This window comes from Gramella sp. Hel_I_59 (genome assembly GCF_006714895.1).
Taxonomy (GTDB): Bacteria; Bacteroidota; Bacteroidia; order Flavobacteriales; family Flavobacteriaceae; genus Christiangramia.
Genome location: NZ_VFME01000001.1, coordinates 2,200,398 through 2,222,744, shown reverse-complemented (window position 1 = coordinate 2,222,744; position 22,347 = coordinate 2,200,398). Strand labels below are relative to the sequence as shown.

Below are 22,347 nucleotides of genomic sequence, written 5' to 3'. Positions count from 1 at the left end.
TTGGTCAAGTTAATTATTTTCGTTCTAATGCTACCGCTTATTGGCGATGAACCGTTGTTGTGAGCCGTTTTGCTATTCAATTTTATTATTATTCTAAATTCAAAATCACCCTGTTCTTTTCTCCTTGATCAATTTTTCTTGTATTTACAAATTGAGAACATTCTATCAAGCTTTTTAAAATTTCAGGATTTTTATTTTTCAGATTTCGGCTGTTTTTTATTCTAATTACGACATCTGATTTTTCGGATATGTCATCTATGCAGTCAATCCACGCATCCATATTTTCCCCATAATAATCTGGAAATTTTAGCTCATTTCTAAACTCCTTATGGAATGATTTCCAATCCACAATATTATTTGCGTCAACTTGGAATTTATTTTCTGATTTCTTTTCGCGAACTAAATTCTCTAGTTTTTTAACTTTTTCAAAGTTTATTTCTTCCGAAGAATTATTGATACTTGTTAGTTTTTTGATTCCTCGATAAATTGGCAAAATAATCTTCTCAAAGTTTCCAGATTTCGAAAATATTGAATTATCCTTTTTTGGATTAAAAATTTCTAAATAATATTGATTTTGATTTATTTTCAATTTTAATATATATACCTGTGGTTCCAAGTTAAATCTGCTTGTTGTATCAAATCCATTGATAGTAAGGATCAAGTTTTGACAGAGATTATTTATTGGGTTTTCAGGAATACCTGAAGCATAAAATTCGAATACAAAACTTTCATCTTCAATTTTAATTGAATACCAATTATTATCAAGTTTAGTTATATGAAATTTCATTCACGAAAATTTTCTTGCAAAATTGCTCACAACGGTTACGGTTATCGCAAGTTGCGGGAATAAGGACGCGGATTTGTCGGATTAGTTGTTTTAATAATTGGTCTCTAAAATAACAATTTTCAGCTAACTACCCGTTATTTGCGATGAACCGATGTTGTACCAAGTTATTTCTACTCAATCTTTCCTGCTAATAGAGATTTGAAAAAGTCCGAAACCATCGCTTTTCCAGAATCCATATTTGAATCTACATTTGATAAAATTGTTATTGTATAATCCGATTTTGGAAGATAGATTATTTCTCCACTAATTCCATACCAGCCCCCGCTGTGACCTAAGATAATTTCATTATATCGCTTATCTACATCAATACCATATCCTAAATGAGTATTGTAACCTTTAACTCTGGGTTCGATCATCAAATCCAACGTCTTCTGGTTAATCAACTTGTTATTAAATAACGCTTTATTGAAGTTGAAAAGATCTTCAACTGTTGAATAATGGAATCCTCCGGGCGAGGCTTTTGATAAGTAGAATATATTGTTCTTTAAAGGTTTGGTGGTATCTCCGGCAAAAGTGTAACCATTCGCTTTATTTTCAATTGTGGCATCTACATTAAAGGCTGCAGTGTTTGACATTTTAGCTTCTTGGAAGATATTTTCTTTCACATAGTCATAATAACTTGAACCAGTAACTTCTTCTATAATTAAACCAAGTAAAACATAACCTGCAGCATCATAATTATATTCTTCTCCTGGTTCTGCTAGTAATGGTTCATTTTCAAATAGAGGTAAAAAGTCTTTAACTTCTTTAAAATCAAACTTACATTTATCTAAGAAGTTAGTTACATAAAAGTTCGGGAGTCCTGCAGTATGAGTCAATAATTGAGAAATTGTTGCAGACTTTCTGATTTTCTCGTTAGGATAATCTTTTAAATACTTTCCTATTGGTGTGTTTAAATCAATCTTTCCTTCCTCGTATAATTGTAGTATTGCAACTGCAGTAAAAGTTTTAGTAATCGATGCTATATTGAATTTCGTATCAATTTCGTTTTTAACTTTTAATTCTTTACTGGATAGGCCATAAGCTCTCTTCTGTATAACACTATCATTCTTAGCAACTAATATTGTTCCTGAAAAGTCTTCTCCTGATAAATCATTCAAAAATGAATCTATCTTTTCTTCTACGTTGGAATTACTTTGAGAATAATTAATTGAAGTTGAAAATATTATGATAAGAATAATTAAGATTTTTGGAGCTTGCATAGTTGGATTTTTCTTTAAAATAATTTGGTACAACTGTTACGGTTATCGCAAGTTACGGGAGTAGGGACGCGGACTTGTCGGATTAACTCTTTTAATTCTTGGTTTCTAAAATTACTCTTTTTCGGTAAAACCCGTTATTGGCGATGAACCGATGTTGCAAACAGTTTTAGATATCAATCATTAATAATAAGTATATTCCCAATTTTGATCATTTCCAGTTCTCTTTATTGGAAAATTTAAAATGTTGTATTCATAGCTTAAATTTATTTGGTTAATTATTTCGGTACTTTCTCCATTAATCTTTTCTATAGAAATAGGATTGTTTACAAAGCCTGTGAAATCATCTATCAAAACGATGTTGGGTTCAAAGTTTAAGAATGGACTTTTCTGATGATCGTATGAGTAATTGGTAATGATATTAGATTGTAAATTTTCTCTAGAAATAATTCTTCCTTCTGAATCATATTCAATTTTTTCTAATGGTGATAATTCAGTTTGGTTGAAACCTTTATAATTTATTGTTTCAAGTAGATTTTCATTGTAAGTATATTGGTATATTTCATCAACTTCACCACTGGATAAATAATCTTGTCTTTCTATTATCTGATTGTTTTCGTATACATAAACTTCTTTACTTCCAGTTGGATTTCCATTTTCGTCAAAGTATTCAGCACGTTTTATTTTACCATTTTCGTAATAGAATTTTTTAGTGAAATCATTTTGAGTACCCTCTAATTCTACGTAATCAACACTGTTTTCATTGTTATAATAAAAATTGTAAAATGCAGAACTACCCAGATCAATTGATTTTAAGTATACTTTTTCTTCTTGGTTACTTTCTTCTTTTATTTCATTATCAGATTCAGAGCACGAAAGGATTAAAAATGTGAATAGAAGTAATAAAAGAGAATTGTTTTTTGACATGAATTTTGGTTTAAAATTGTTTGCAACGGTCCCGGTTATCGCCAGTTGGCGGAGTAGGGGACGCGGATTTGTCGGATTAGTATTGCTTCGTTGATCAAGTTAATTATTTTCTTACTAACGTTGCCGCTTATTGGCGATTAACCGTTGTTGTGCTTAGTTTTATTACCACCTCATTTGATATGGATATATTTCATAAATGGCATTATCTTCATTAATTGTATATCCTTTATCTGCATTTTTGATGGCTTCTTGGTAAACTTTAGTAGCCTCTTCTTTTTCACCTAATTTTAAAAGTGTTACCGCCTTGTAATATTGAACATCTGAAAACTGAGGATAAATATCTAGAGCCTGATTGAATAAATCTAAAGCTTGTTTATTCTTTTTTTGTTCATATTTGCTGATTCCATAGTAGAAAAGATCTAAGTGATGTAACCAACCTCTTCCATCTTTTTCTATAGTTCTCTTATAATCTTTTTCAAATAATTTTTCTGCTTTTTCAAATTCATTGAGTTGCAGGTAACTTAATGCTATATAAAAATCATAGGAATGATCCATTACAAAACCATATCCAAATTCTTCTTGATAATCTTTAAAGTCGGCAATTGCTTCTCTGTATTGTTTACTGAAAATACACTTTATAAATGCTCTATAATCTTGATATCTTTTTCTATCATATTTTACAGCTTCATCAATAAAGTCCATTCCTATTTCATATTTTCTTTGCTTGAAAAGTGGCATGGCTTTCTGTTGCCAAAAATAGGCTATAGTGGAATCTACCTTTAGTCCTTCATCTATTGCAGCTTGTCTTTCTTGGGAATACAAAGGAAAGTTTTTAGCTTTATTTTTAACGTAAAGATCTTTTAAAGAATCTTGTTGTTTAGCACTGAAATTTGATATAGGAACTTCATCTTTTGTATTCTTTTTATTATCTGCTTTTTTACAACTGAACAATGTTATTATTGTAAAAGTTAATAGGAAAATTCTTTTGTAGTACTTCAAATCTCAAATATAAAATTATGCACAACGGTCCCGGTTATCGCCAGTTGGCGGAGTAAGGGACGCGGATTTGTCGGCTTAGTATTAGTTTGTTGGTCAAGATAATTATTTTCTTTCTAACGGTGCCGCTTATTGGCGATGAACCGTTGTTGTTGCAAGTATGTTGCTACGCTACCGCTGTTAGTACGATTTTATCTATTATCCAACGATTATTTTCTTTCTTTATAAAAATTCTATATCTACCTCCACTTAAAGGGCCACTGGTATATCTAGTTGTTAGAACACCAAAAGAAAGTGTTTTGTCAAATTGGATTCTACCATAACTGACTACAGCATTTAAAAAGAATTGATAATCAGATTTCCAAGTTTTGGATCCTTCTGGAAATTCTGAAGAATATTTAAATCTGATTTTATCGTCGGCCTTAAGCTTTTCTAACTTTATTTTATATCTGCTATCAATATTGGTGGTGTCCAACGAATTCTCATCTAAATCAAAATGTTTTAAAAGATAATTTTTGTCATTTTGCTCAAGTATTAATGTAGAATCAGAAATTGCAATAACTAATTTTACAGAATCTTGATATAGTTCTCTTTCTTGTCGTTCTATATCTTTTTGAAATTGTTCCCAGGAGATAGTATCAATTATTGGACTTTCGTTATCATCTATTGGTGGAGGAGGTGGAGTCGGTAATTTTATTCTTGAATCTGAATGAATTGAATCCATTAATTGTGGGAAAATTTCATATGCTACTTCCTTTTCGAACTTTAAATGATCGAATTTTTCATTGCAACTAGAAAGCAATGTTAGGACGGTTATGAAAACGAAAATTTTCTTTAACATATTTGCTACAACGGTTACGGTTATCGCAAGTTGCGGGAGTAGGGACGCGGACTTGTCGGATTTACAATTTTCTTTCTTGGTTTCTAAAATTACACTTTTTCGACAAAACCCGTTATTTGCGATGAACCGATGTTAGGCACAGTTAACCTTGGATACAAGCTCTTATGAACATATTACCGAAATTAGTTTTTTCATACATTCCTTTATCTTCTTTTTTTGCTTTCTTCAATTCATTATCGTCATATTTTTCAAAAACAGATTTTATAATTGGTTCAATGTTTTTCATTATTTCATCAAATTCAGATTCTAAATAAGTCAAATAATAAGATCTTTTAGCTATTAAACCTAAAGATTCTAGATTATTTAAATATGTGACTATATTCTCAGGGAAATTTAAATCCAATTTTTGATTCAGGCCTGTTTCCTCTTTAATAGCAAGTTGATATTGACTAGGTTTTTCCGGAACATTATGATGTTTAATATCAACAATCGGAATCGCACTATTATTAGACAAATATTTTAAAATTTTAGCTTCATCTGGGGAAATACGATCAATGATTTGAATAAAACCAGGATGAGCATCTTTTGCATTTTTTGTAGATGATGCACTTGCTAATAGCTTGACGAATGCGTCACTTAGTTCTTCATTAGAAACATATGAAAACCTGTCTAAAATAGGATTTGAAATTTCAGTTGGTACTTCAGAAATCTCTTCTTCAGGAATTTCTTCTAGTTTCTTTTCGTATTTTTCTAAATTATTTTCAAAGTATAATCGAGTTCTTTCATTAAACCATTTTACAGGCCACAATGCTGTATTTCCAATATTTACAATTGTACTAAGAGCTTGACCAGCTTTTTTACTCGGCTCACTTAGTAGGTCTTCATATACTTTCTGAACTACTTTACCTTGCCCTAAATTAATTAAAGCGTTTACATTTGACTCATCACTCATAAAAATTCTATTTTTTGTTGGTTAATTGTGCCTAACGGTCTCGAATAATCGTCAGTTGTGGTTGAAGGTATTCGGATTAGTCGGCTTAGGATTTAAATTCTTGGTTACTAAAAATACTATTTTATTTGAAATGGCCACAATTGCGAATATTCGTTGTTAGCCACAGTTACATTTCTAGTTATTTCTAGGTTTACTATACTTTATTTCCCAAGTGTTTTTTTTCTTTTTAAAATACCAGCTTCCAGTCATCCCGACAATTCCAGTAGATAGACCGATTAAGAGATAAAAAATTCCATAGCTGTTTTTGAGATTGAGAATAAGTGGCAAGCGCGTAAAAATTTCTGCTGCAAAAGCACAATATAGTCCAATAATCGACCAATACATCCAAGATAAATGTGATACAATTGGTTGTTTAAAACCCTTTTTGTATAATGGAATCATTCCCAGAATGAGTGTAACTGTGCTAATAATTGCGAAAAAATGTAGCACTCCGAATGCATTGTGCACACGATATATTGAGAACGCTGATGCGCAAACTATAAGCATCGAAACACCATAAATTCTTCCTGTTCTTACATGAAATTCAGTTCCCTTTCGGTTGATCAAAATTAAACTTCCAGTTATTAATGCGATGATGGCGAAAATAGTATGTATCCATCCAATTGAATCGTGTGGCATCTTAGATAGGTTTTTATCAAAGATGAATATAAATTCAGATTGATTAATTTTTCTTCTACTGTACTGTAGAATTTAATAGATGAATTGTAAAAGTAATTGAGAATTAAAATTTACAATATGATATAAGCTTCCATAATGAAGCATTTCACAGATCAAAAGAGGAAATTGGATCAACGAATCGCAATATTGTAATTGTGGCTAACGGTTACGGTTATCGCAAGTCGCGGGAGTAGGCCTGCGGATTTGTCGGCTTATCCATTTTCTTTCTTGGTTTCTAAAATTACACTTTTTCGGTTATACCCGTTATTTGCGATTAACCGATGTTGGCTAAAGTTTTATTGTGATTTTTGCTTATTGTAACTGTCGAATTTATTTCTTTCGACAAATTTGTAGAGTTTCTTACGTAATTGTGTTTCAGTAGCAATTTTTCTGTGTTCCCGATCAATGTTGAAATTTATAGAAATTTGAAGTTCTGAATTTTCATCTCTTCTACTTATGTATTCTGGAAATGATATATCAATTGTACAAACTCCTTTCACGCCATCGATATTAAATTTATATCTTAATAAAATTGCTGCAAATATTAATTTGGGGTGGTAAGAATTATTCTTGAGAAGAATATGATTTTGTAGCACTTTCCCATTCAATTTTAAAGAATCTATTTCGTCTAAAAATAACTTTACATCTTTGTGGGACTCTTCGTTTTCATCCAACATTACGTTAATATCAGTAATGGATTTAAAGTCTAAATAGATACAAAAATCTCGTGCGAAGGAATATAAAAATTGAATTCTTGAACTATTGTCGAAATCATTAAATTTTATTCTTATAAAATCATCATCTTCTGCAATTAATTTTTTACTTTCAAGAATATTTCTTATTTCCTTAGTCAAAAGTTCATTTATAATGTGAGTTTCCTTTGAAGTTGAGTTTTGCTCAACTGTTAATTCCAAATTGCCACTATCAGATTTGCTCACTATAACAGCACCTTTATGGTATGACTTATTGTTTGTCCAATCTTGAAGTAAATTATCTCGTTCAATTTTATATTCATAAAAAACTTTGTCATCCTCAAAATATGGGTGTGGATTTATATCCAGTTTAAAGTTTGGCTGATATTCATAAATTTCTTCAATTTTCTGTTTTATGTTAATGTCCTCTGCAAAAACACTGGTTAAGTCAATCCCTTTTTTGCATTTTATAGTTGCAGTACGAAGTTTTATAGAGTCCTCTTTATTTTTTTGAGTGTCGTATAGCTCTCTAAATTCATTAGGACTCACAATGGTCTTCATTAAATTTGGAATAGAATCATTCTTTTCATTATTACCTAGAAAAACACCTTTTTCCCTCAATAATGTATTGATGTTAGTGTTGGTAATATTTGATTTAGTTAATAATTGCCTTATTCTATCACCTTGAGGTAAAATCTTAATATTCATTAGGAGAGATTTTTAAAATTGGATAAATGCGTTCTTACAAATAGATTCTTATTTAATTTATAATGATTAAAATCAGAAAGTACTGAACTGATTCCTGGGGTGTCTATTAGTTCGTTGAATTCGGGGTAGGATATTATTACTCTTTGTGTAGAATCTAAATGATCAAAATTTTTGGCAAAGGCAAGAAGCTGTGAAAAATTTTCTATATCAAAATTATCTTTAGAAAATAAAACAAGATCTATGTTATTGCCATTTTCTATTCTCAATGGAATTAGATTTGAAAATATGTAATTTATCGGCAAAAATTTACCGTAACTATTTGTTGGCAGACTGGAATTATTCAAATTAGTATTGTGATAGATAAACTGAACATTATTTTCTCCAAATTTTTCCTTTGCATTTAAAACTGTTTCAACATAAAAATTTATTCTATCATTGTCTATAACAATTATTTTTTCAAAAATTAAGTCATTATCTAATAAAGAATTTGAAACCTTTGGAATTATTGATTCTGTTTCTGGACTACCATTTGAAGTCCAAACCAAAATTCCTGTAATATTCGTTCTATCAATTTGTGTGTATTTTTTATTAGTTTCTGCATATAGTTTTGAAAATTTAAAGCACTCTAAAGTGTGCGCTAAATCCACTATATGTTCTTTAAATTTCGACTTCGGAGAATTTGGATATTCCTTAGATGTGAATTTTGATGATATAACTCCTATATCTAATATATTATCTTCCAAAGGACTTTTAGCACTTATTAAACCATCAATTCCGTGAGTAGTTTTATCGCTTTTGCTAACCTTATGTTTTTCTCCTTTAATACACTTAATACTTTCTCCGGCTAGTACTGAATTGTATCCTAATATTTCTTTAAAAAAATAGTCGACAATTTCTTCTCCCTTTTCTCCTATTTTTTTTGACCATTCACCCATAATATTTGTTATTTATTGAATCTTAATTTAAAATTTTTGCCAACGGTTGCGGTTATCGCAAGTTGCGGGAGTAGGGACGCGGACTTGTCGGATTAACCAATTTCTTTCCTGGTTACTAAAATTACACTTTTTTGGTTAAACCCGTTATTTGCGATCAACCGCTGTTATTTAAAGTTGCACAAACTAAAAACATGTTTAGAGTTCATATTAATTGAAATATGATTCTATTATATTCTTCCAGTTAAATGCTAATAGGAAAGCCATCGTAAATAGTACAAATGGTATAGAGCTTAATACAATCCATTTCACATTTTTTGACGCATCTTTTCTTCTCAGGAGTTTCAGAGAGTTTACAAATGACATAACTACAACTCCTACAGTGAGTAGCACGAGAAATAATCTGCTATTTTTAAATAGCCATTCATTCAAAACTCCTCTCAGAAATTCCGTTATACAGAATATTAGTAAAAGCGAGATACAGAAAATTGAGAAGATCCAAACAGAAAGCTCTTTATAGTCAGTTTTCTTAGAAATGTTGTTATTCATTCTTATTCAAAATCAAAAAATTATTAAACTAAAACTCAAATGTGCAATTTTATATAACGGTCTCGGTTATCGCAAGTTGCGGGAGTAAGGACGCGGACTTGTCGGATTAGATGTTTTCTCTCCTGGTTTCTAAAATTACACTTTTTCGACAAAACCCGTTATTTGCGATCAACCGATGTTGCCTGCAGTTCTTTAGGATACTAAATATTATTAAAAAACTTAATAGTTAACTAGCCTTTACTTTTTACCAAAACTTCCACCAGGTTTTGTGATTTTTCTGTTCAAAGTCCTCACTTGGATAAATATCAATTATATGATTATAATTTTCAATATCTGTAGCGATCAATTCAAATTTTTCCTCAATTGAATCAAGGGCTTTTACTGAGCCTCCAAAATCAAAGACGTAGTTTCGATTAGAGCTATTCGTAATATGAACATTGTCATATTCTTTATCAGTCTTAGAAATGAAAACCATTATCCAATCGCCGTTTTTAAAGTCGTAATCTTCATCAATCTGATCAGTTCTATAAAAACCCCGAGTAAATGGTGAGTGATTTTCAAGCCCTATTGGATATTCAATATAATTTACGAAGTAATTGAATCTTTCAATGTCAGGAGTATTGGTGAATAAGATTAAGAATGAATCAGTAGAACCTTTTTTTCTGAATAGCTCAATTCCTCTGACAAACTCTGTACTAGCATACAGATTTGCTAAATTCATCAACACTTTTTCAATGATGTCAGTTTGGATATTCTCCACTATTATATAACATTTCATTTTTCTTCTTTGTAATACTATTGGTGAATTGCAGGCAACTGTCTCGGTTATCGCCAGTTGGTGGATTAAGGGACGCGGGTTTGTCGGCTTAGTGTTGGTTCGTTGGTCAAGTTAATTATTTTCTATCTTATGCTGCCGCTTATTGGCGATTAACCGTTGTTGCCAACAGTATTTAATCCCAATTAGTAGTTAAAGCAATATTTTTTAATCTATCGTACAATGTGGCTAATCCAAATGTACCCTGTAATCCATAATCTCTAATTTTTTTTATTTGACCATCTTTAAAGTGAATTTCTAAAAGTGAAGTTTGGTCATCAGTCCACGAAACTGAGTAGTTGTTTTCTAATTCCTTAACTTTGATAGAGTTTAGTATGTCTTTTATTAGTTGAAATTCCCGTTTCCCATTTGCTACAGTTCTTTTACCTTCCTCTTCTACATACCATTCACCTTTGTAAAAAATCTCTCCTTTTGCCGTGATTGTTATATTGAAAATTGGGCAACTACCCAAGCAGCTACTCGTACTATACTTAATAGTATCTATTTGGTAATTTGCAGGCTCATCTTGTATTTCCACGAAATTATCATATTTATATTCTAAAGTATCAATACGTATAACTTCTTCGTATTCAAATGAAGTAATTGCCTTATGTTTTATAATATATGATTGTAGGTAATTTTTATTGTCAATTTTAACTGGCTTGAAAAGCTCACAATTTTCGAATACGTTTCTCGAAAGACGTACATTTTTATATTTGTAGAAACCATTATCCAAAATTAAATAGGAATCAAAGCTGTTGTCAGATTCAATGATGTATATTAAATCTGTATTACCGTCATTATTTATGTCAACTTTTTCCCAGTTTCTAATTCCCCATTTACGAAATATTCCATGACAATTTAGTTTTTGAGTGAGTTTATCAGTCGATAGTAATTCGTAATTCAAATATTTATATTTTGTAAAAATTGGCTCAATTTTTTTTACAAATTCTTCGACGTCTTCAGTTGTTTTCAATCGGTCTATTTTATTTGCAAAAGCAATAGTAGAATATAATAGCAGGAATAATATTGTAGCGAAATCTTTCATAAATATTGTTGGCAACGGTCTCGGTTATCGCCAGTTGGCGGAGTAAAGGACGCTGATTTGTCGGCTTAGTATTGGTTTGTGGTCAAGTTAATTATTTTCTTACTAATCGTGCCACCTATTGGCGATTAACCGTTGTTGGCTTTTAGTGCTTTATTTCCCAATCTCCTTATCTATCATAAATGGAAAAACTTCATCAATTCGTTCTACGTACGGTTCACCCATGCTGTACTTAATATTGGTTTTTGCAAGTTTGAAATTTTTGTCCGCCTTAGCTTTTTGATTTAATTTCTTATAAACTAAACCTAACTGATAATAGGCCTCTGGAAATTTCTCTACGGAAGCGAGGGATTTTCTGTAATACTTTATTGCCATCTCATAATTTTTCAACTCTGTATAAGATCTACCTATGTAAAAGAATATCAAATGGTTGTCATTCGTGTCAAAACCAAGTTTTTCTTCTTCAGCATTAACCTTTTCAAACGTTTCGATTGCCTGTTCAAAATTTTCAAGCTTATACAAAGCTTGCCCTTTATGAAAACCACAAGGTTCACCCCAACACGAATTATATGCGCTTCCTGTTATCTTTTCTATTTGGTCAACATCTCTAATAGTGCCTTCATAATCCTTGTAATAGTACAACAGAGTCCAGGCTCTATATTCTAAAGCTCCTGAATTTCCATTTGCAATGTCTATTTCGACAGCTCTGTTAAGAATTTCCATGGCTTTGATATGTTCTCCTACTTTCTTGTAGGAATACGAAAGTCTTTGTAATAAGTCAACATTGTTAGGTTGTACCTTTAAAGCTGAATCTTTATACGTTCTATATAATTCTGATGGTTGTAAAAAGTAGTCTGATGATTTGTGATACCAATCAGCTAATTCTTTCTTTTCGTTTTCGCTAAGAGTTGAATAATCTTTAGCCTTTTCTTCATTGCAGCTAAAGAGGAAAACTGCTATTGTCAAACCAAGGATTTTTCGTTTTATGGGCATATATCAACTATTTTACCTTCATCTATTTTGAACATTAAGAACGCATGTACGTCTTTATAATTTAGCCAATTCTTCCGGGAGTAGGAGGAAGGAAAATCCTTTAATTCACTCACTTTATTTATTAGATGTTTTATAATTTCTCTTGAATAAGAGGCTTCTTTGAATTCTCTGTTCATTTGAATTAGACCAAATCGACCAATATCTCCACTGCAATTAATATTAAAGTGAACTATGATATATCCAGATTTAAGTTGGATCTCTGGTATATTATCGTTTACATGATCTAGAATGAATTCATTACCCTTTTTGAAGGTTACATTATTACCAAAATAGTACTCCCCCTGGTAGCCATCAAAACAATTTGAATATTGAGAAGTATTCATAACTAATTCTTTGAAGTCCTCTTGGCTAATTTGATCCTTTACAAAAGAAATATCCTTGATATCTCTGGAAGAAAAATCTATTAACTCTATAGTTTCTGGATCGAATGATTTTATTTGAAATATAGGTTGGGGATTGTCATCTTCTTTTTGGAGTGAAAGGAAACTAGCGTTATCAATTTGAAAAATTTGATATGCTTTTTTTTCAAACTCTGAATAGGTTTTTGAGTTTTTATAATAATAATTTGTGACTATAGTCAAGCTATCATTTTCAAAGCTTAATACTTGTCGAATTTTTAAATCCTTATTTGGGTTACTATTTTCATCTTCTATAACCTCATATTTCCAAATAATATCTTTAATCTCTTCTTTGATTTTTTGAATATTTAGCTTTTTACTAGCTTTAATTTTCTCAAATCTAGCGCCATATTTTGCAATCGGTTGACCATTTTTATATAATCGGAAGTTTGTAGTATCTATTAAATCAAAAGCAAAAAAATTATCATCTTGTTTTTTTAGAACTTTTAGTTTTTTGTTTTTGAACTGGATTTCTTTATTAGAATCTATTCCTTTTTCCTTAATCTTATCAATGGTATCGCCATTATGATTTAAAAGATAAATGGAATCTTTTTTCTCTTTAATTAAATATGGATAAGGAACTAATTGATCTATTATTCTATACCTTCCAATGAATAGTTCGGAATCAATACTCTCTTTCTGTTTACAGCTACTCAATATGATTAGTATTGAAAGACAAATTATTTTTAATCTCATATAAATTTAAAGTACTAAACCTGATTAAAGCATTAAAGCCAACGGTTACGGTTATCGCAAGTTGCGGGAGTAGGGACGCGGACTTGTCGGATTAACTCTTATATTTCCTGGTTTCTAAAATTACACTTTTTCGGCAATACCCGTTATTTGCGATTAACCGATGTTGTTGCCAGTGCTTTCTACTTAATTTTATTTTTTTTAATTATCGAAATAATTATGTAGTATAAATTCGGAATATTAATAATTATGATAGTCAAAATTAATAACCAATAACCTAAACCGTTTGATTTGTTTTTCGCAATTTCAATAGTATGATATATTATTAACCCAAAGATTAAAGGAATTGCGACTTTAAAAAACCTTATAATTTTATTTATAACTTTTGAATCTTGAAAATCTTTTCTTTTGTTTAAAAAGTTAGATGAGTTCAAAAATTTACTTAAGAATGTCAAAGCAATATTGAGTACAGTAGCAAGAATAGGAAGGATAAAAATTTCTTTTCTATTTCCGAAATTGTCAGCCATTCCTTGGTAGTTAAAATGAGTAGGAATCTCGTTGGGAAGATTTTGATAGAAAATCACAGTTATTAACCAAATTATTAATAGAAATAACCAAGATGTAATATCCAGTATTTTATCTGTTTTTATGAATTCCATTCCTTTTACCAAGCTCACTTTCATTAATTATATCTTCTTTACTGAATTTTTGTGCATTGGCTACAACGGTTACGGTTATCGCAAGTTGCGGGAGTAGGGACGCGCACTTGTCGGATTAACTATTTTCTTTTCTGGTTTCTAAAATTACACTTTTTTGACAATACCCGTTATTTGCGATGAACCGATGTTAGGTGCAGTGCTAAGCTATAATTTTCTTCTTTAGTTTTAGTTCTTTGTTCATTACTTTAAATAGGACTATTACCGATAAGATTAATGATATTGAACTTGTCATCATCGGTAAATTAGATAAAGAATCTTTATCCGGGTTTTTAGTCAGAATGAATGTTGCTAACCATAGAATTAAAACTCCAGTAATAGTAAATAAATTTTTAAGTTTTGAGTTCTTTAGTATCAGACTTGATATAAGGATTATTTTACTCAGGAGTGATACCAATCCTACAAACATTAATCTATCTTGAAAGTCCGCGTTGAAATCAAATAAAATTCCGTCCTGGAATATTCTGATTGGACTTATAATTTCAAAAAGAAGTAAAATTCCAAATCCGTGTCCAGCGGCAATTGGTATCAATGAATGAGAAATGATTAATAGAAGTTTTAATTGCTTAAGTTCTTTCATCTAACTCTGTTGCATTGCATCCTAACGGTCTCGTATATCGACAAGTGGCGCGGAATAATGAATGCGGATTTGTCGGCTTTACGGTTTTGTTTATTATGGAATCTAATTTAGTTCTTTTCAAATAAACCCGCCATTTGCGATATACGTTGTTGGGCACTGGCTTATTCTAGAATAACTCTATTTGTTCCTTTTCCCTTAAATATTCCTTGATTCGAGTATTTTCTAGGTAAGGTGCATTTTTAACTTTATCAAAAAGATTCAATAAACGGCTCTTTGCTCTTTTCATTACAATATCGTAGTCCATTGGCTGTATAATAACAGAACCGTCCATCTTTGTTGTTCTCTCAGCTTCATATGGTACAAGTTCTGAACCCAGAACGAAACACGTAACTTTTGAATATGATTTTAAAAGTCCTTTATCTAAAAGTTCTTTTACATATTTCCATGATTGATTAACTTCCTCATTTCCCAATGGAACACCAGGTCTCTTTAATTCAACTATTGTTAATCTGTCTATTCCAACCTCACCACCTTGTTCATCATATTTAGGATAACTGTATAGACCTACTGTACTCTCTTCCAGAATTGCAAAATCAGGTCTTTTAGTGCTACCTTTCATTTCAACTCCAAAAATAGTTTGAATTACTTTTGTCATTCCTTGATTCGATGTGAATTGTATGGTTTCATACTCTGGTCCAAAAATCCATAAACCACGATGAAATAATGGCTGTAAATCTTGAACTTCGTCTGAATTCGGAGTTAGAACTCTACTTTGAAGTTTTTCGATTAATGTCATTCTATATTCAACTTCATCTAAAACTAGCTTTGCGAAATTTATATCCCATTTTTTAAGAACCTTATTAAGCCCTTCTAATTCTTCTACTGAAGATGAAGAAAGAATCGAAATAAGATCATATTTAGATTCTGTTCTTTCCAATGTTGCTAATAACTTTCCAACTTTTTCCAAATCGTTTTGAGAAATTGAAGGACATTCTTCTTGAACATTTGTCATGAATGTTTCCCATTTTTCACGACTTACTAAACCAATTCTTTTTAATAGAGGTCGAGTTGATTCCTCTATTTCTCTAAAGGTTTCCTGCCTGTTTTCTTTATTAAGTTCTAATAGATAATCTCTTATCTTTTCTTGAACTGCTGGAAATACTTGTTTGTACTTATCATCAGTTTGGAAAAAACTAGTCCAATCTGGAGTAACTGCATCTTCTAAGCAATCTGCTTCAACGATGAAAATATACCTTTTAGCAGCAATTCTTCTTCCATCAATTAAATGTTCGTTGCTGCTTCCTTTCCACGTACATTCTCCTACTAATCTATTTTTTACATGCCAAGCAATTCCGTGTTGCTGAGTTGATCTATCGGTATCTTTTACGTCGATTACTGTTATTTCAATTGTACCTATTCCTTCTACTGTAACTTCTAGTTTTTCTATATTTTCCTCTGGTATATCAAGAAATGTAATTTTTTCTCCATTTATAATTACTTCAAAATGTGGATCTGTCATGAACCTCATTCCAATTTCCATTTTTACATTTTCAAAACTTAAATTTGGTCTTAATGCATTTTTCACGAAAACTTCTGTACCATGACCATTCTTAGGTCTATTATCCAATTTTCTAAATGCTAGAAAATTTGAATTGTCAGAAAAGACTTTGTACAAAATTTCTTCTCCATCTTTCCAGGTTCTTACTTGAAAAAATTCACCAAACGCAAATCCTGATAATCTACCTTTACCGTTTCTCCCAAAGGTTGGCCGCTTACTAATTAACTCTTTATGGTCAACTGGAATTTGAGCATAAGAACCTTGTTCTCTGTTTCTATTATATGCTAATGTTCGAAAGCGAGAACTAAACTCGTTTTCAGTCATTCCATGCCCATTATCTTGTATAGAAAAATTATCACCATCTTCTATTGGCCACGTTATATCAACTTTTGTTGCCCCGGCATCCCAAGCATTTGCAATTAATTCAATAATTGCAATTTTTGAATCTGAGATAATTCCTTTCCCTGCAAATGATTCTAGAAATCTATCATCAAATAATGCTATTTGTTTTTGACTCATAATTATTATTTAAGCTTGTGCCCAACGTTTACGGTTATCGCAAGTTGCGGGAGTAGGGACGCGGACTTGTCGGATTAGTTCTTTTCTTTTCTGGTTTATAAAATTACACTTTTTCGGCAATACCCGTTATTTGCGATGAACCGATGTTAGCACCAGTACTTTTTTATCCATCTATTAATATTTCAGTGGCATTCAAGTCATTCATTGTTAGCGTAAACGTGTGGTTTAAGTCGTGTTCACTTTCAAATGCTATTTCCCAAACTTTTGGTTCTTTTACACAGCGAGGTAAATACAAGTAGACAGCTTTAAATTCCTTATTAAAGTCAACTATTTCAAAATCTTCTTTCCAATTCCGAAATTCATTTTCAATCATTGGTTTTATTGAAGAAGTGATTTTATCATATTCAGATTCTATTTTTCGAAAAAAGTTCTTTTGGACTTCAGTCGGTCCAGTTACATTTCCCTCAATTCCGATTTCTATTATTTCGTTAGTCGGTTTGAAATGTCTTCTGCATTCAAAATAATTCTTTTCAGGATTTTTCTTGAATTCAGAGAATACCATTTTTCCAAAGAATTCATCTTCTATTTTAATGGTTTTTCCAAATATAAAATCAAATATTCCCATTCTGTTTTTCGTATTGGTGCTAACGGTCTCGGTTATCGCCAGTTGGCGGAGTAGGGGACGCGGATTTGTCGGCTTAGTATTGGTTTGTTGGTCAAATTAATTATTTTCTTTCTAACGCTGCCGCTTATTGGCGATTAACCGTTGTTACCCATAGTTTTTATGCACAATTTTTCTTAATTATTCTATTCCCCATTTTGCGTAAAGTTTTGGAAATTTAGAACTCAATTCCGCATCGTCTTCTTCCCATTCTTCGCCCGTTATTTCAAAATTTTCTTGAATTCCCTCAGGCATCTCATTTCGAGTCTTTTTTTCGTAAACGGCTCTTGGTACATAACTCAAACCTTCCCAATCGTCACTGTCCATATCGTATTCAAGTTCGACCAGTGTTTCGACGTCTCTAATTGCATCTCCGTAAACTTCCTTTCCTTGTCCGATTAACCAATCTCTAAAATCAGAGAAACAATCGTCTGAGCATCCGCCATTCATAATATATGCTCCAGCCCACAGTTCGCATTTGTAGGCCTGTCCGCGCAATGTTCTAAATTTATTATCAAATTCAAGAATTTTGATTGCGGTTAATTTTGAAAGATTTTTATTTAATTCCGTTTGTTGCTTTTCGTAATTTCCGTTTCCGTCAAATTTGGTTTTTTCTATTATTTTCCAGAATTGATTTTCATCCATCAATCTTACTGAATTTTGTACTGGCTCTTTGTTGCCGAAAAATTTATCAAATATTCCCATTTCTTGTATTATTGGTTGATGATCAGTATCATTTATATTGAAAATCGTAAATATAGTAGTAGTAATATTTTCATGTTGAAAATTATGGGTAACGGTCTCGGTTATCGCCAGTTGGCGGATTAAGGGACGCGGATTTGTCGGCTTAGTATTGGTTTGTTGATCAAGATAATTATTTTCTTACTAGCGCTGCCGCTTATTGGCGATTAACCGTTGTTGGCAACTGATTTTAATGTCCCTTAGGCACAATTTTTACCTTTACTTTCATTTCCGAAATCTCGTCATTCAAATCGTTTTCTATTCCTTTAGGATTACTGATGTAACCTTCAGGATCATAGACGAAACAATATAAAATTTTGCAATTAGGATGTGTTTTATATTTTGCTATATCGATTATCAGTTGTTCTCCAATTTGCTTTGCTTTTAAATTAGATCTTGTCTTTTTTATCTCAATGACAATCTCTTCTTTTTTTAATAGAAAATCTGAACGTGTTGAGCTTCCTGCATAACTTGGATTCCATTCTTCTGTCCTTATATCTTCAAAATAAATTCTAAGTAATGAATGGAGTAAATCTTGTGTATCATATTCATCTTTTACATCAAGGGTTTCTCGGTCATTATAGCGTTGTCTTATTTGCTTAGCAACTAAATGAAATCTATCAAATACGGTTTCTAAAAGAAGTACATCATCTCTATTAACCTTTTCAATGTTTTTTGTAATCTCTTTCTTTTTAGATTTCCATGGAAAATCTTCTCCACAGTATTTGCAAATGTCTGGAACTGGAGTTATTCCTCCGGATAAATCAATAAAATTTTCAAAGTGAATTTCGCCTTCTATATCATTACCACAATTAGGACAATCTTTCCTTGTTTTAGCTCCACAGGTAGTACAGAACTTTTTATTGAATTCTGGATTTGAATAAAATGAACTATTAATTCCATGTCCATTTTCACATACTAAATAAGCGTCATGTTTTCCTGCCATTCTTTAAAATTTGTTGCCAACGGTTACGGTTATCGCAAGTTGCGGGAGTAGGGACGCGGACTTGTCGGATTAACTATTTTCTTTCCTGGTTTCTAAAATTACACTTTTTCGACAAAACCCGTTATTTGCGATGAACCGATGTTAGCGGTAGTTTCTTAGTTCAAATTATTTACTGCTCTATATAGTAGAGTTAAATGGTTTATTGACATATCTATTAATGGTTCAAACATAAAAGCATTTATGTGAATGTTTTCTGGAGTCATCAAATTCACTTTATCTAAGGTGATTTTAGCTTCACTATTAGGGTGATTTGTACAATACTCTTTATAAAGAATTTGAGTTTGATTTTTCGTGATTGTGGATAAGTCGATATCAGGAAGTTTGCCAATTAAATATTTCTCAGCTTGCAGTCTAATTGCTATTGCAAGACAAATTTTATTTTCCAGAGCTATTTCATCCGTATTTTCCTCTGCTATTGAATCTGCTGTTTCAATAATAAAATCAATCAACTTACTATCTCCAAAATCTATAGTCTTATCTTCTAGTTTAACTAATTTATTTTTAAAAATATTAAAGATTTGATCCACTTTCAAATTGTCCGATTCTTCCTTTCTATGTAGGCAACTTGTAAGAGTTAAATAGTCGGCGTTACTCTTAGATTCGCTGTATTCAATTAGATTCCTAACAAAGGCTATTAGACTAATAAAGAACTTTGGATTTTGGTAATTTCTTATGAGATAACTAAAGACGTCATTTATATATTGACCTTTATGAAAAGTTATTTCATTTTGAACGTCTTTGGTGGTCATATAAATCACATCCCTGTCTAGATGTAATCTTGAAGCAACAGTTCTATAAAAATCAAAATTATGAGTGAGTACAATTGTTTTGAAATGATCTTGTTCGTGAATTTCTTTTATGTACTCGATTATTGCGAACTTATTTTTATAATCAAATGAGTCTGCAACATCATCAAAAATTAATAGATTCTTATCAGGCTTTAATTTTCTTGCTTCAATCTCGAATAAAAAATGAAGTATAAAATAAGCTCTTTGCTCACCTTTACTTAAAATATTTAGTAAATTTTCTCGATTTTGTTTGACAGCTTCTGCACCTCTGTCGGCATAATCGAAAGTCAGATTGGCTGTTTCTTCCTTTAATATTATATCTTCTTGGTTTACTATATTGACTTTAAAAGGAACGTGGAATCTAGAATTGAATGTTCTTATGATTTTGGTCCACAGTTCAAACTCTTTTTTTGATTCACCAATAATTTCTTCTAATCTGGTTTTTTTGCCTTTGTAATAATTTGCTAATTTTTCAGCTTCTTCTTTAATTTCGGAAAAGTAATTAATCCAAACCTCTCTTTTAAATTTGTCGTAGTCTTTCAATTTGACCAGAATCAAATTATTTTTTTCGATAACATTTTTAAAAGACCTTAGTTCTGCATTAGAACCAATCGCCTTGTCAACTTTCTCAAATGATTTTTTTAGCTTTTCATCGCTTAAAATATTCTGGATTTCTTCTTCAACTATTGTTTTTAAATTTTCAGCGTTGTCAACTTCTGTTCCGTCTTCTAAGACGAATTTATGACCTGCTTCAAAAAAACTATTGTCTTCAATTGACTTTATAATAGTATTTGCTTGATATGTGCCGAAAGTGTTAGTTGTAGATTCTTTAAAAAATCTGGACTTCGATATAATGTTTTTGTAATCACTAACGTATTGATCTAAAATAGCTTCATTCTTATCAAGAAATTTCTTGACATTACCTTTTTTATCAAAAATATCGTTATACCGAAAATCATATTTTTCATATTCAGTTTTTAGATTATCAACTTGATCAATAAGAACCTCAAAAAATTCAGAATTTTCATCTTCTGAAAATGTATTTATAAATTCAGTTTCGCAATCAGTACTTTGCGAAATAATTTTTAATTTTTTGATAAACTCAACTTTTAAGTCATTTAATTCTTGATATATATTATCATATTCATCTTTAAGTTCTTTGCTTGCAAGAAAACTACTAATCTTATTTGATGCATCAAAGCTATCGTCCTCAGCATTTATAACTAATATATCACTTGGATTAACGGTTGAATCTTCATTTAGAAGTTCATATTTAGAAACTCTCGATTTATATATTCTATCACATGGTTTGTTCCTAGGATCATCTTTTGAAATGAGTTCAAAAGTTTTTGCAAAAGAAGTTTTCATTGTTCCATTGGGAGCATAAACTAAATGTGTATTGCTCTTCTCAAAATCGAATTGATGATGTAATTTTCCAATTCCAAAGCAATTCTCAAATTGAATATTAAGTTTTTTCATACTATTTTTTTGATAGAAATTACCGCTAACGGTCTCGGTTATCGCCAGTTGGCGGAATAGGGGACGCGGATTTGTCGGCTTAGTATTAGTTTGTTGGTCAAGTTAATTATTTTCTTTCTAACGCTGCCGTCTATTGGCGATTAACCGTTGTTACCTGCTGGCTGTTATTCGTTAATAGTTTGTTCAATTTTGTCGTGTAAATTTTCTTTAATCCATTTGTTCAATCCTTCCTTTCCATCTCCTTCTGCTTGATGCCAAGGACTTTCTTCATTAATCAGAACCTTTTGGTTTTTCAAATCATATAATGAATGATAAAGATTTCCACGTTCCATTATCAAATAGTCGTCTTTAATGAAAATTTGGATATTTTCTGTGTTTTTAGCTCCTTCGTCATAGTTAAAAAGGACTTTTTCTATTGATTTATCTTTTTCTACTATTTCTCTGCTTAATCTTTCCTTTCCATTCCAACTATCTTTTGGCATTTTGATAATATCCCATTGCATATCGTCAAATCCTGCCATTGTAAAGTAGAGAACATAATACTCGTTGTTATATTCAACTTTTTGTTGGTATAAATAATCTTTAAAGAAGGACATATAAATGTTTGCTTTTATGTCAGCATATTTCAAAAATCCATCTTGATTCAATCCGTTTGAGGCTGAATCCTTGTATTTTGGTGTAATAGTCAAACTATCAATTAATATTTTTTGATTTATCAGTTCGTCTATTTCTAATTCCGCTATTTGTCCGAAATAATAGTCAATTGTTTTGTCTTCAATTTCATTCGTTTGAGATTGACAACTAACAGTCAAAAAAGTTAGAATTACTATTAATGTATATTTTATGTTCATAGGTTTCTTCAGCTTGCAGGTAACGGTCTCGGTTATCGCCAGTTGGCGGAGTAGGGGACGCGGATTTGTCGGCTTAGTATTGGTT

At 31.1% G+C, this 22,347-nt stretch carries 21 protein-coding genes; all 21 read right to left on the bottom strand.

Going from position 1 to position 22,347, the window contains the following annotated elements:
* Nucleotides 1-88 precede the first annotated feature (88 nt).
* Complete coding sequence (locus JM79_RS10130; RefSeq protein ID WP_141878037.1) at nucleotides 89-787, bottom strand: barstar family protein; 699 nt, start codon at nucleotides 785-787, stop codon at nucleotides 89-91.
* Between the two features lie 170 nt (nucleotides 788-957).
* On the bottom strand, nucleotides 958-2,049 hold the full coding sequence (locus JM79_RS10125; protein WP_141878036.1) for a serine hydrolase domain-containing protein: 1,092 nt from the start codon (nucleotides 2,047-2,049) through the stop codon (nucleotides 958-960).
* Between the two features lie 180 nt (nucleotides 2,050-2,229).
* Entirely contained in the window at nucleotides 2,230-2,973 is a 744-nt protein-coding gene (locus JM79_RS10120; RefSeq protein ID WP_141878035.1) for a hypothetical protein, read from the bottom strand.
* 162 nt (nucleotides 2,974-3,135) lie between these two features.
* Nucleotides 3,136-3,972 carry a tetratricopeptide repeat protein gene (locus tag JM79_RS10115; protein WP_185739482.1) on the bottom strand — a complete coding sequence of 279 codons (837 nt, stop codon included), beginning with the start codon at nucleotides 3,970-3,972 and terminating at the stop codon, nucleotides 3,136-3,138.
* A gap of 163 nt (nucleotides 3,973-4,135) precedes the next feature.
* Nucleotides 4,136-4,810: a hypothetical protein gene (locus JM79_RS10110; RefSeq protein WP_141878034.1), complete on the bottom strand. Its 675-nt coding sequence runs from the start codon at nucleotides 4,808-4,810 to the stop codon at nucleotides 4,136-4,138.
* 142 nt (nucleotides 4,811-4,952) lie between these two features.
* Nucleotides 4,953-5,762, bottom strand: coding sequence for a DUF4393 domain-containing protein (locus JM79_RS10105; protein WP_141878033.1), 810 nt, complete (start codon nucleotides 5,760-5,762; stop codon nucleotides 4,953-4,955).
* Nucleotides 5,763-5,936: 174 nt separating this feature from the next.
* Nucleotides 5,937-6,440, bottom strand: a complete 504-nt coding sequence (locus JM79_RS10100; protein ID WP_141878032.1) for a DUF2306 domain-containing protein — start codon at nucleotides 6,438-6,440, stop codon at nucleotides 5,937-5,939.
* A 335-nt stretch (nucleotides 6,441-6,775) separates the two neighbouring features.
* Complete coding sequence (locus JM79_RS10095) at nucleotides 6,776-7,879, bottom strand: hypothetical protein (protein WP_141878031.1); 1,104 nt, start codon at nucleotides 7,877-7,879, stop codon at nucleotides 6,776-6,778.
* On the bottom strand, nucleotides 7,879-8,814 hold the full coding sequence (locus JM79_RS10090; protein WP_141878030.1) for a hypothetical protein: 936 nt from the start codon (nucleotides 8,812-8,814) through the stop codon (nucleotides 7,879-7,881). The genes JM79_RS10095 and JM79_RS10090 overlap by 1 nt, the downstream gene beginning before the upstream one ends.
* Before the next feature lie 790 nt (nucleotides 8,815-9,604).
* Nucleotides 9,605-10,138: a hypothetical protein gene (locus tag JM79_RS10085; RefSeq protein ID WP_185739481.1), complete on the bottom strand. Its 534-nt coding sequence runs from the start codon at nucleotides 10,136-10,138 to the stop codon at nucleotides 9,605-9,607.
* Nucleotides 10,139-10,310: 172 nt separating this feature from the next.
* Nucleotides 10,311-11,222: a DUF6438 domain-containing protein gene (locus JM79_RS10080; RefSeq protein ID WP_141878028.1), complete on the bottom strand. Its 912-nt coding sequence runs from the start codon at nucleotides 11,220-11,222 to the stop codon at nucleotides 10,311-10,313.
* Nucleotides 11,223-11,372: 150 nt separating this feature from the next.
* A complete protein-coding gene (locus JM79_RS10075; protein ID WP_185739479.1) occupies nucleotides 11,373-12,185 on the bottom strand; it encodes a tetratricopeptide repeat protein in 813 nt (270 codons plus the stop codon).
* A 17-nt stretch (nucleotides 12,186-12,202) separates the two neighbouring features.
* Nucleotides 12,203-13,327, bottom strand: coding sequence for a hypothetical protein (locus tag JM79_RS10070; protein WP_141878026.1), 1,125 nt, complete (start codon nucleotides 13,325-13,327; stop codon nucleotides 12,203-12,205).
* 218 nt (nucleotides 13,328-13,545) lie between these two features.
* Nucleotides 13,546-14,046, bottom strand: coding sequence for a DUF1648 domain-containing protein (locus tag JM79_RS10065; RefSeq protein WP_141878025.1), 501 nt, complete (start codon nucleotides 14,044-14,046; stop codon nucleotides 13,546-13,548).
* Nucleotides 14,047-14,221: 175 nt separating this feature from the next.
* On the bottom strand, nucleotides 14,222-14,659 hold the full coding sequence (locus tag JM79_RS10060; protein ID WP_141878024.1) for a hypothetical protein: 438 nt from the start codon (nucleotides 14,657-14,659) through the stop codon (nucleotides 14,222-14,224).
* A 166-nt stretch (nucleotides 14,660-14,825) separates the two neighbouring features.
* Complete coding sequence (locus tag JM79_RS10055) at nucleotides 14,826-16,736, bottom strand: ATP-binding protein (protein ID WP_141878023.1); 1,911 nt, start codon at nucleotides 16,734-16,736, stop codon at nucleotides 14,826-14,828.
* Between the two features lie 163 nt (nucleotides 16,737-16,899).
* Nucleotides 16,900-17,361 carry a hypothetical protein gene (locus tag JM79_RS10050; RefSeq protein ID WP_141878022.1) on the bottom strand — a complete coding sequence of 154 codons (462 nt, stop codon included), beginning with the start codon at nucleotides 17,359-17,361 and terminating at the stop codon, nucleotides 16,900-16,902.
* 177 nt (nucleotides 17,362-17,538) lie between these two features.
* Nucleotides 17,539-18,102, bottom strand: coding sequence for a DUF4240 domain-containing protein (locus tag JM79_RS10045; RefSeq protein ID WP_141878021.1), 564 nt, complete (start codon nucleotides 18,100-18,102; stop codon nucleotides 17,539-17,541).
* 226 nt (nucleotides 18,103-18,328) lie between these two features.
* Nucleotides 18,329-19,084 (bottom strand): DUF2321 domain-containing protein, encoded by a 756-nt coding sequence (locus JM79_RS10040; protein ID WP_141878020.1) that lies wholly within the window; start codon nucleotides 19,082-19,084, stop codon nucleotides 18,329-18,331.
* Nucleotides 19,085-19,239: 155 nt separating this feature from the next.
* Entirely contained in the window at nucleotides 19,240-21,411 is a 2,172-nt protein-coding gene (locus JM79_RS10035; RefSeq protein WP_141878019.1) for a hypothetical protein, read from the bottom strand.
* A 164-nt stretch (nucleotides 21,412-21,575) separates the two neighbouring features.
* Entirely contained in the window at nucleotides 21,576-22,262 is a 687-nt protein-coding gene (locus JM79_RS10030) for a hypothetical protein (protein ID WP_141878018.1), read from the bottom strand.
* Nucleotides 22,263-22,347: the final 85 nt, after the last annotated feature.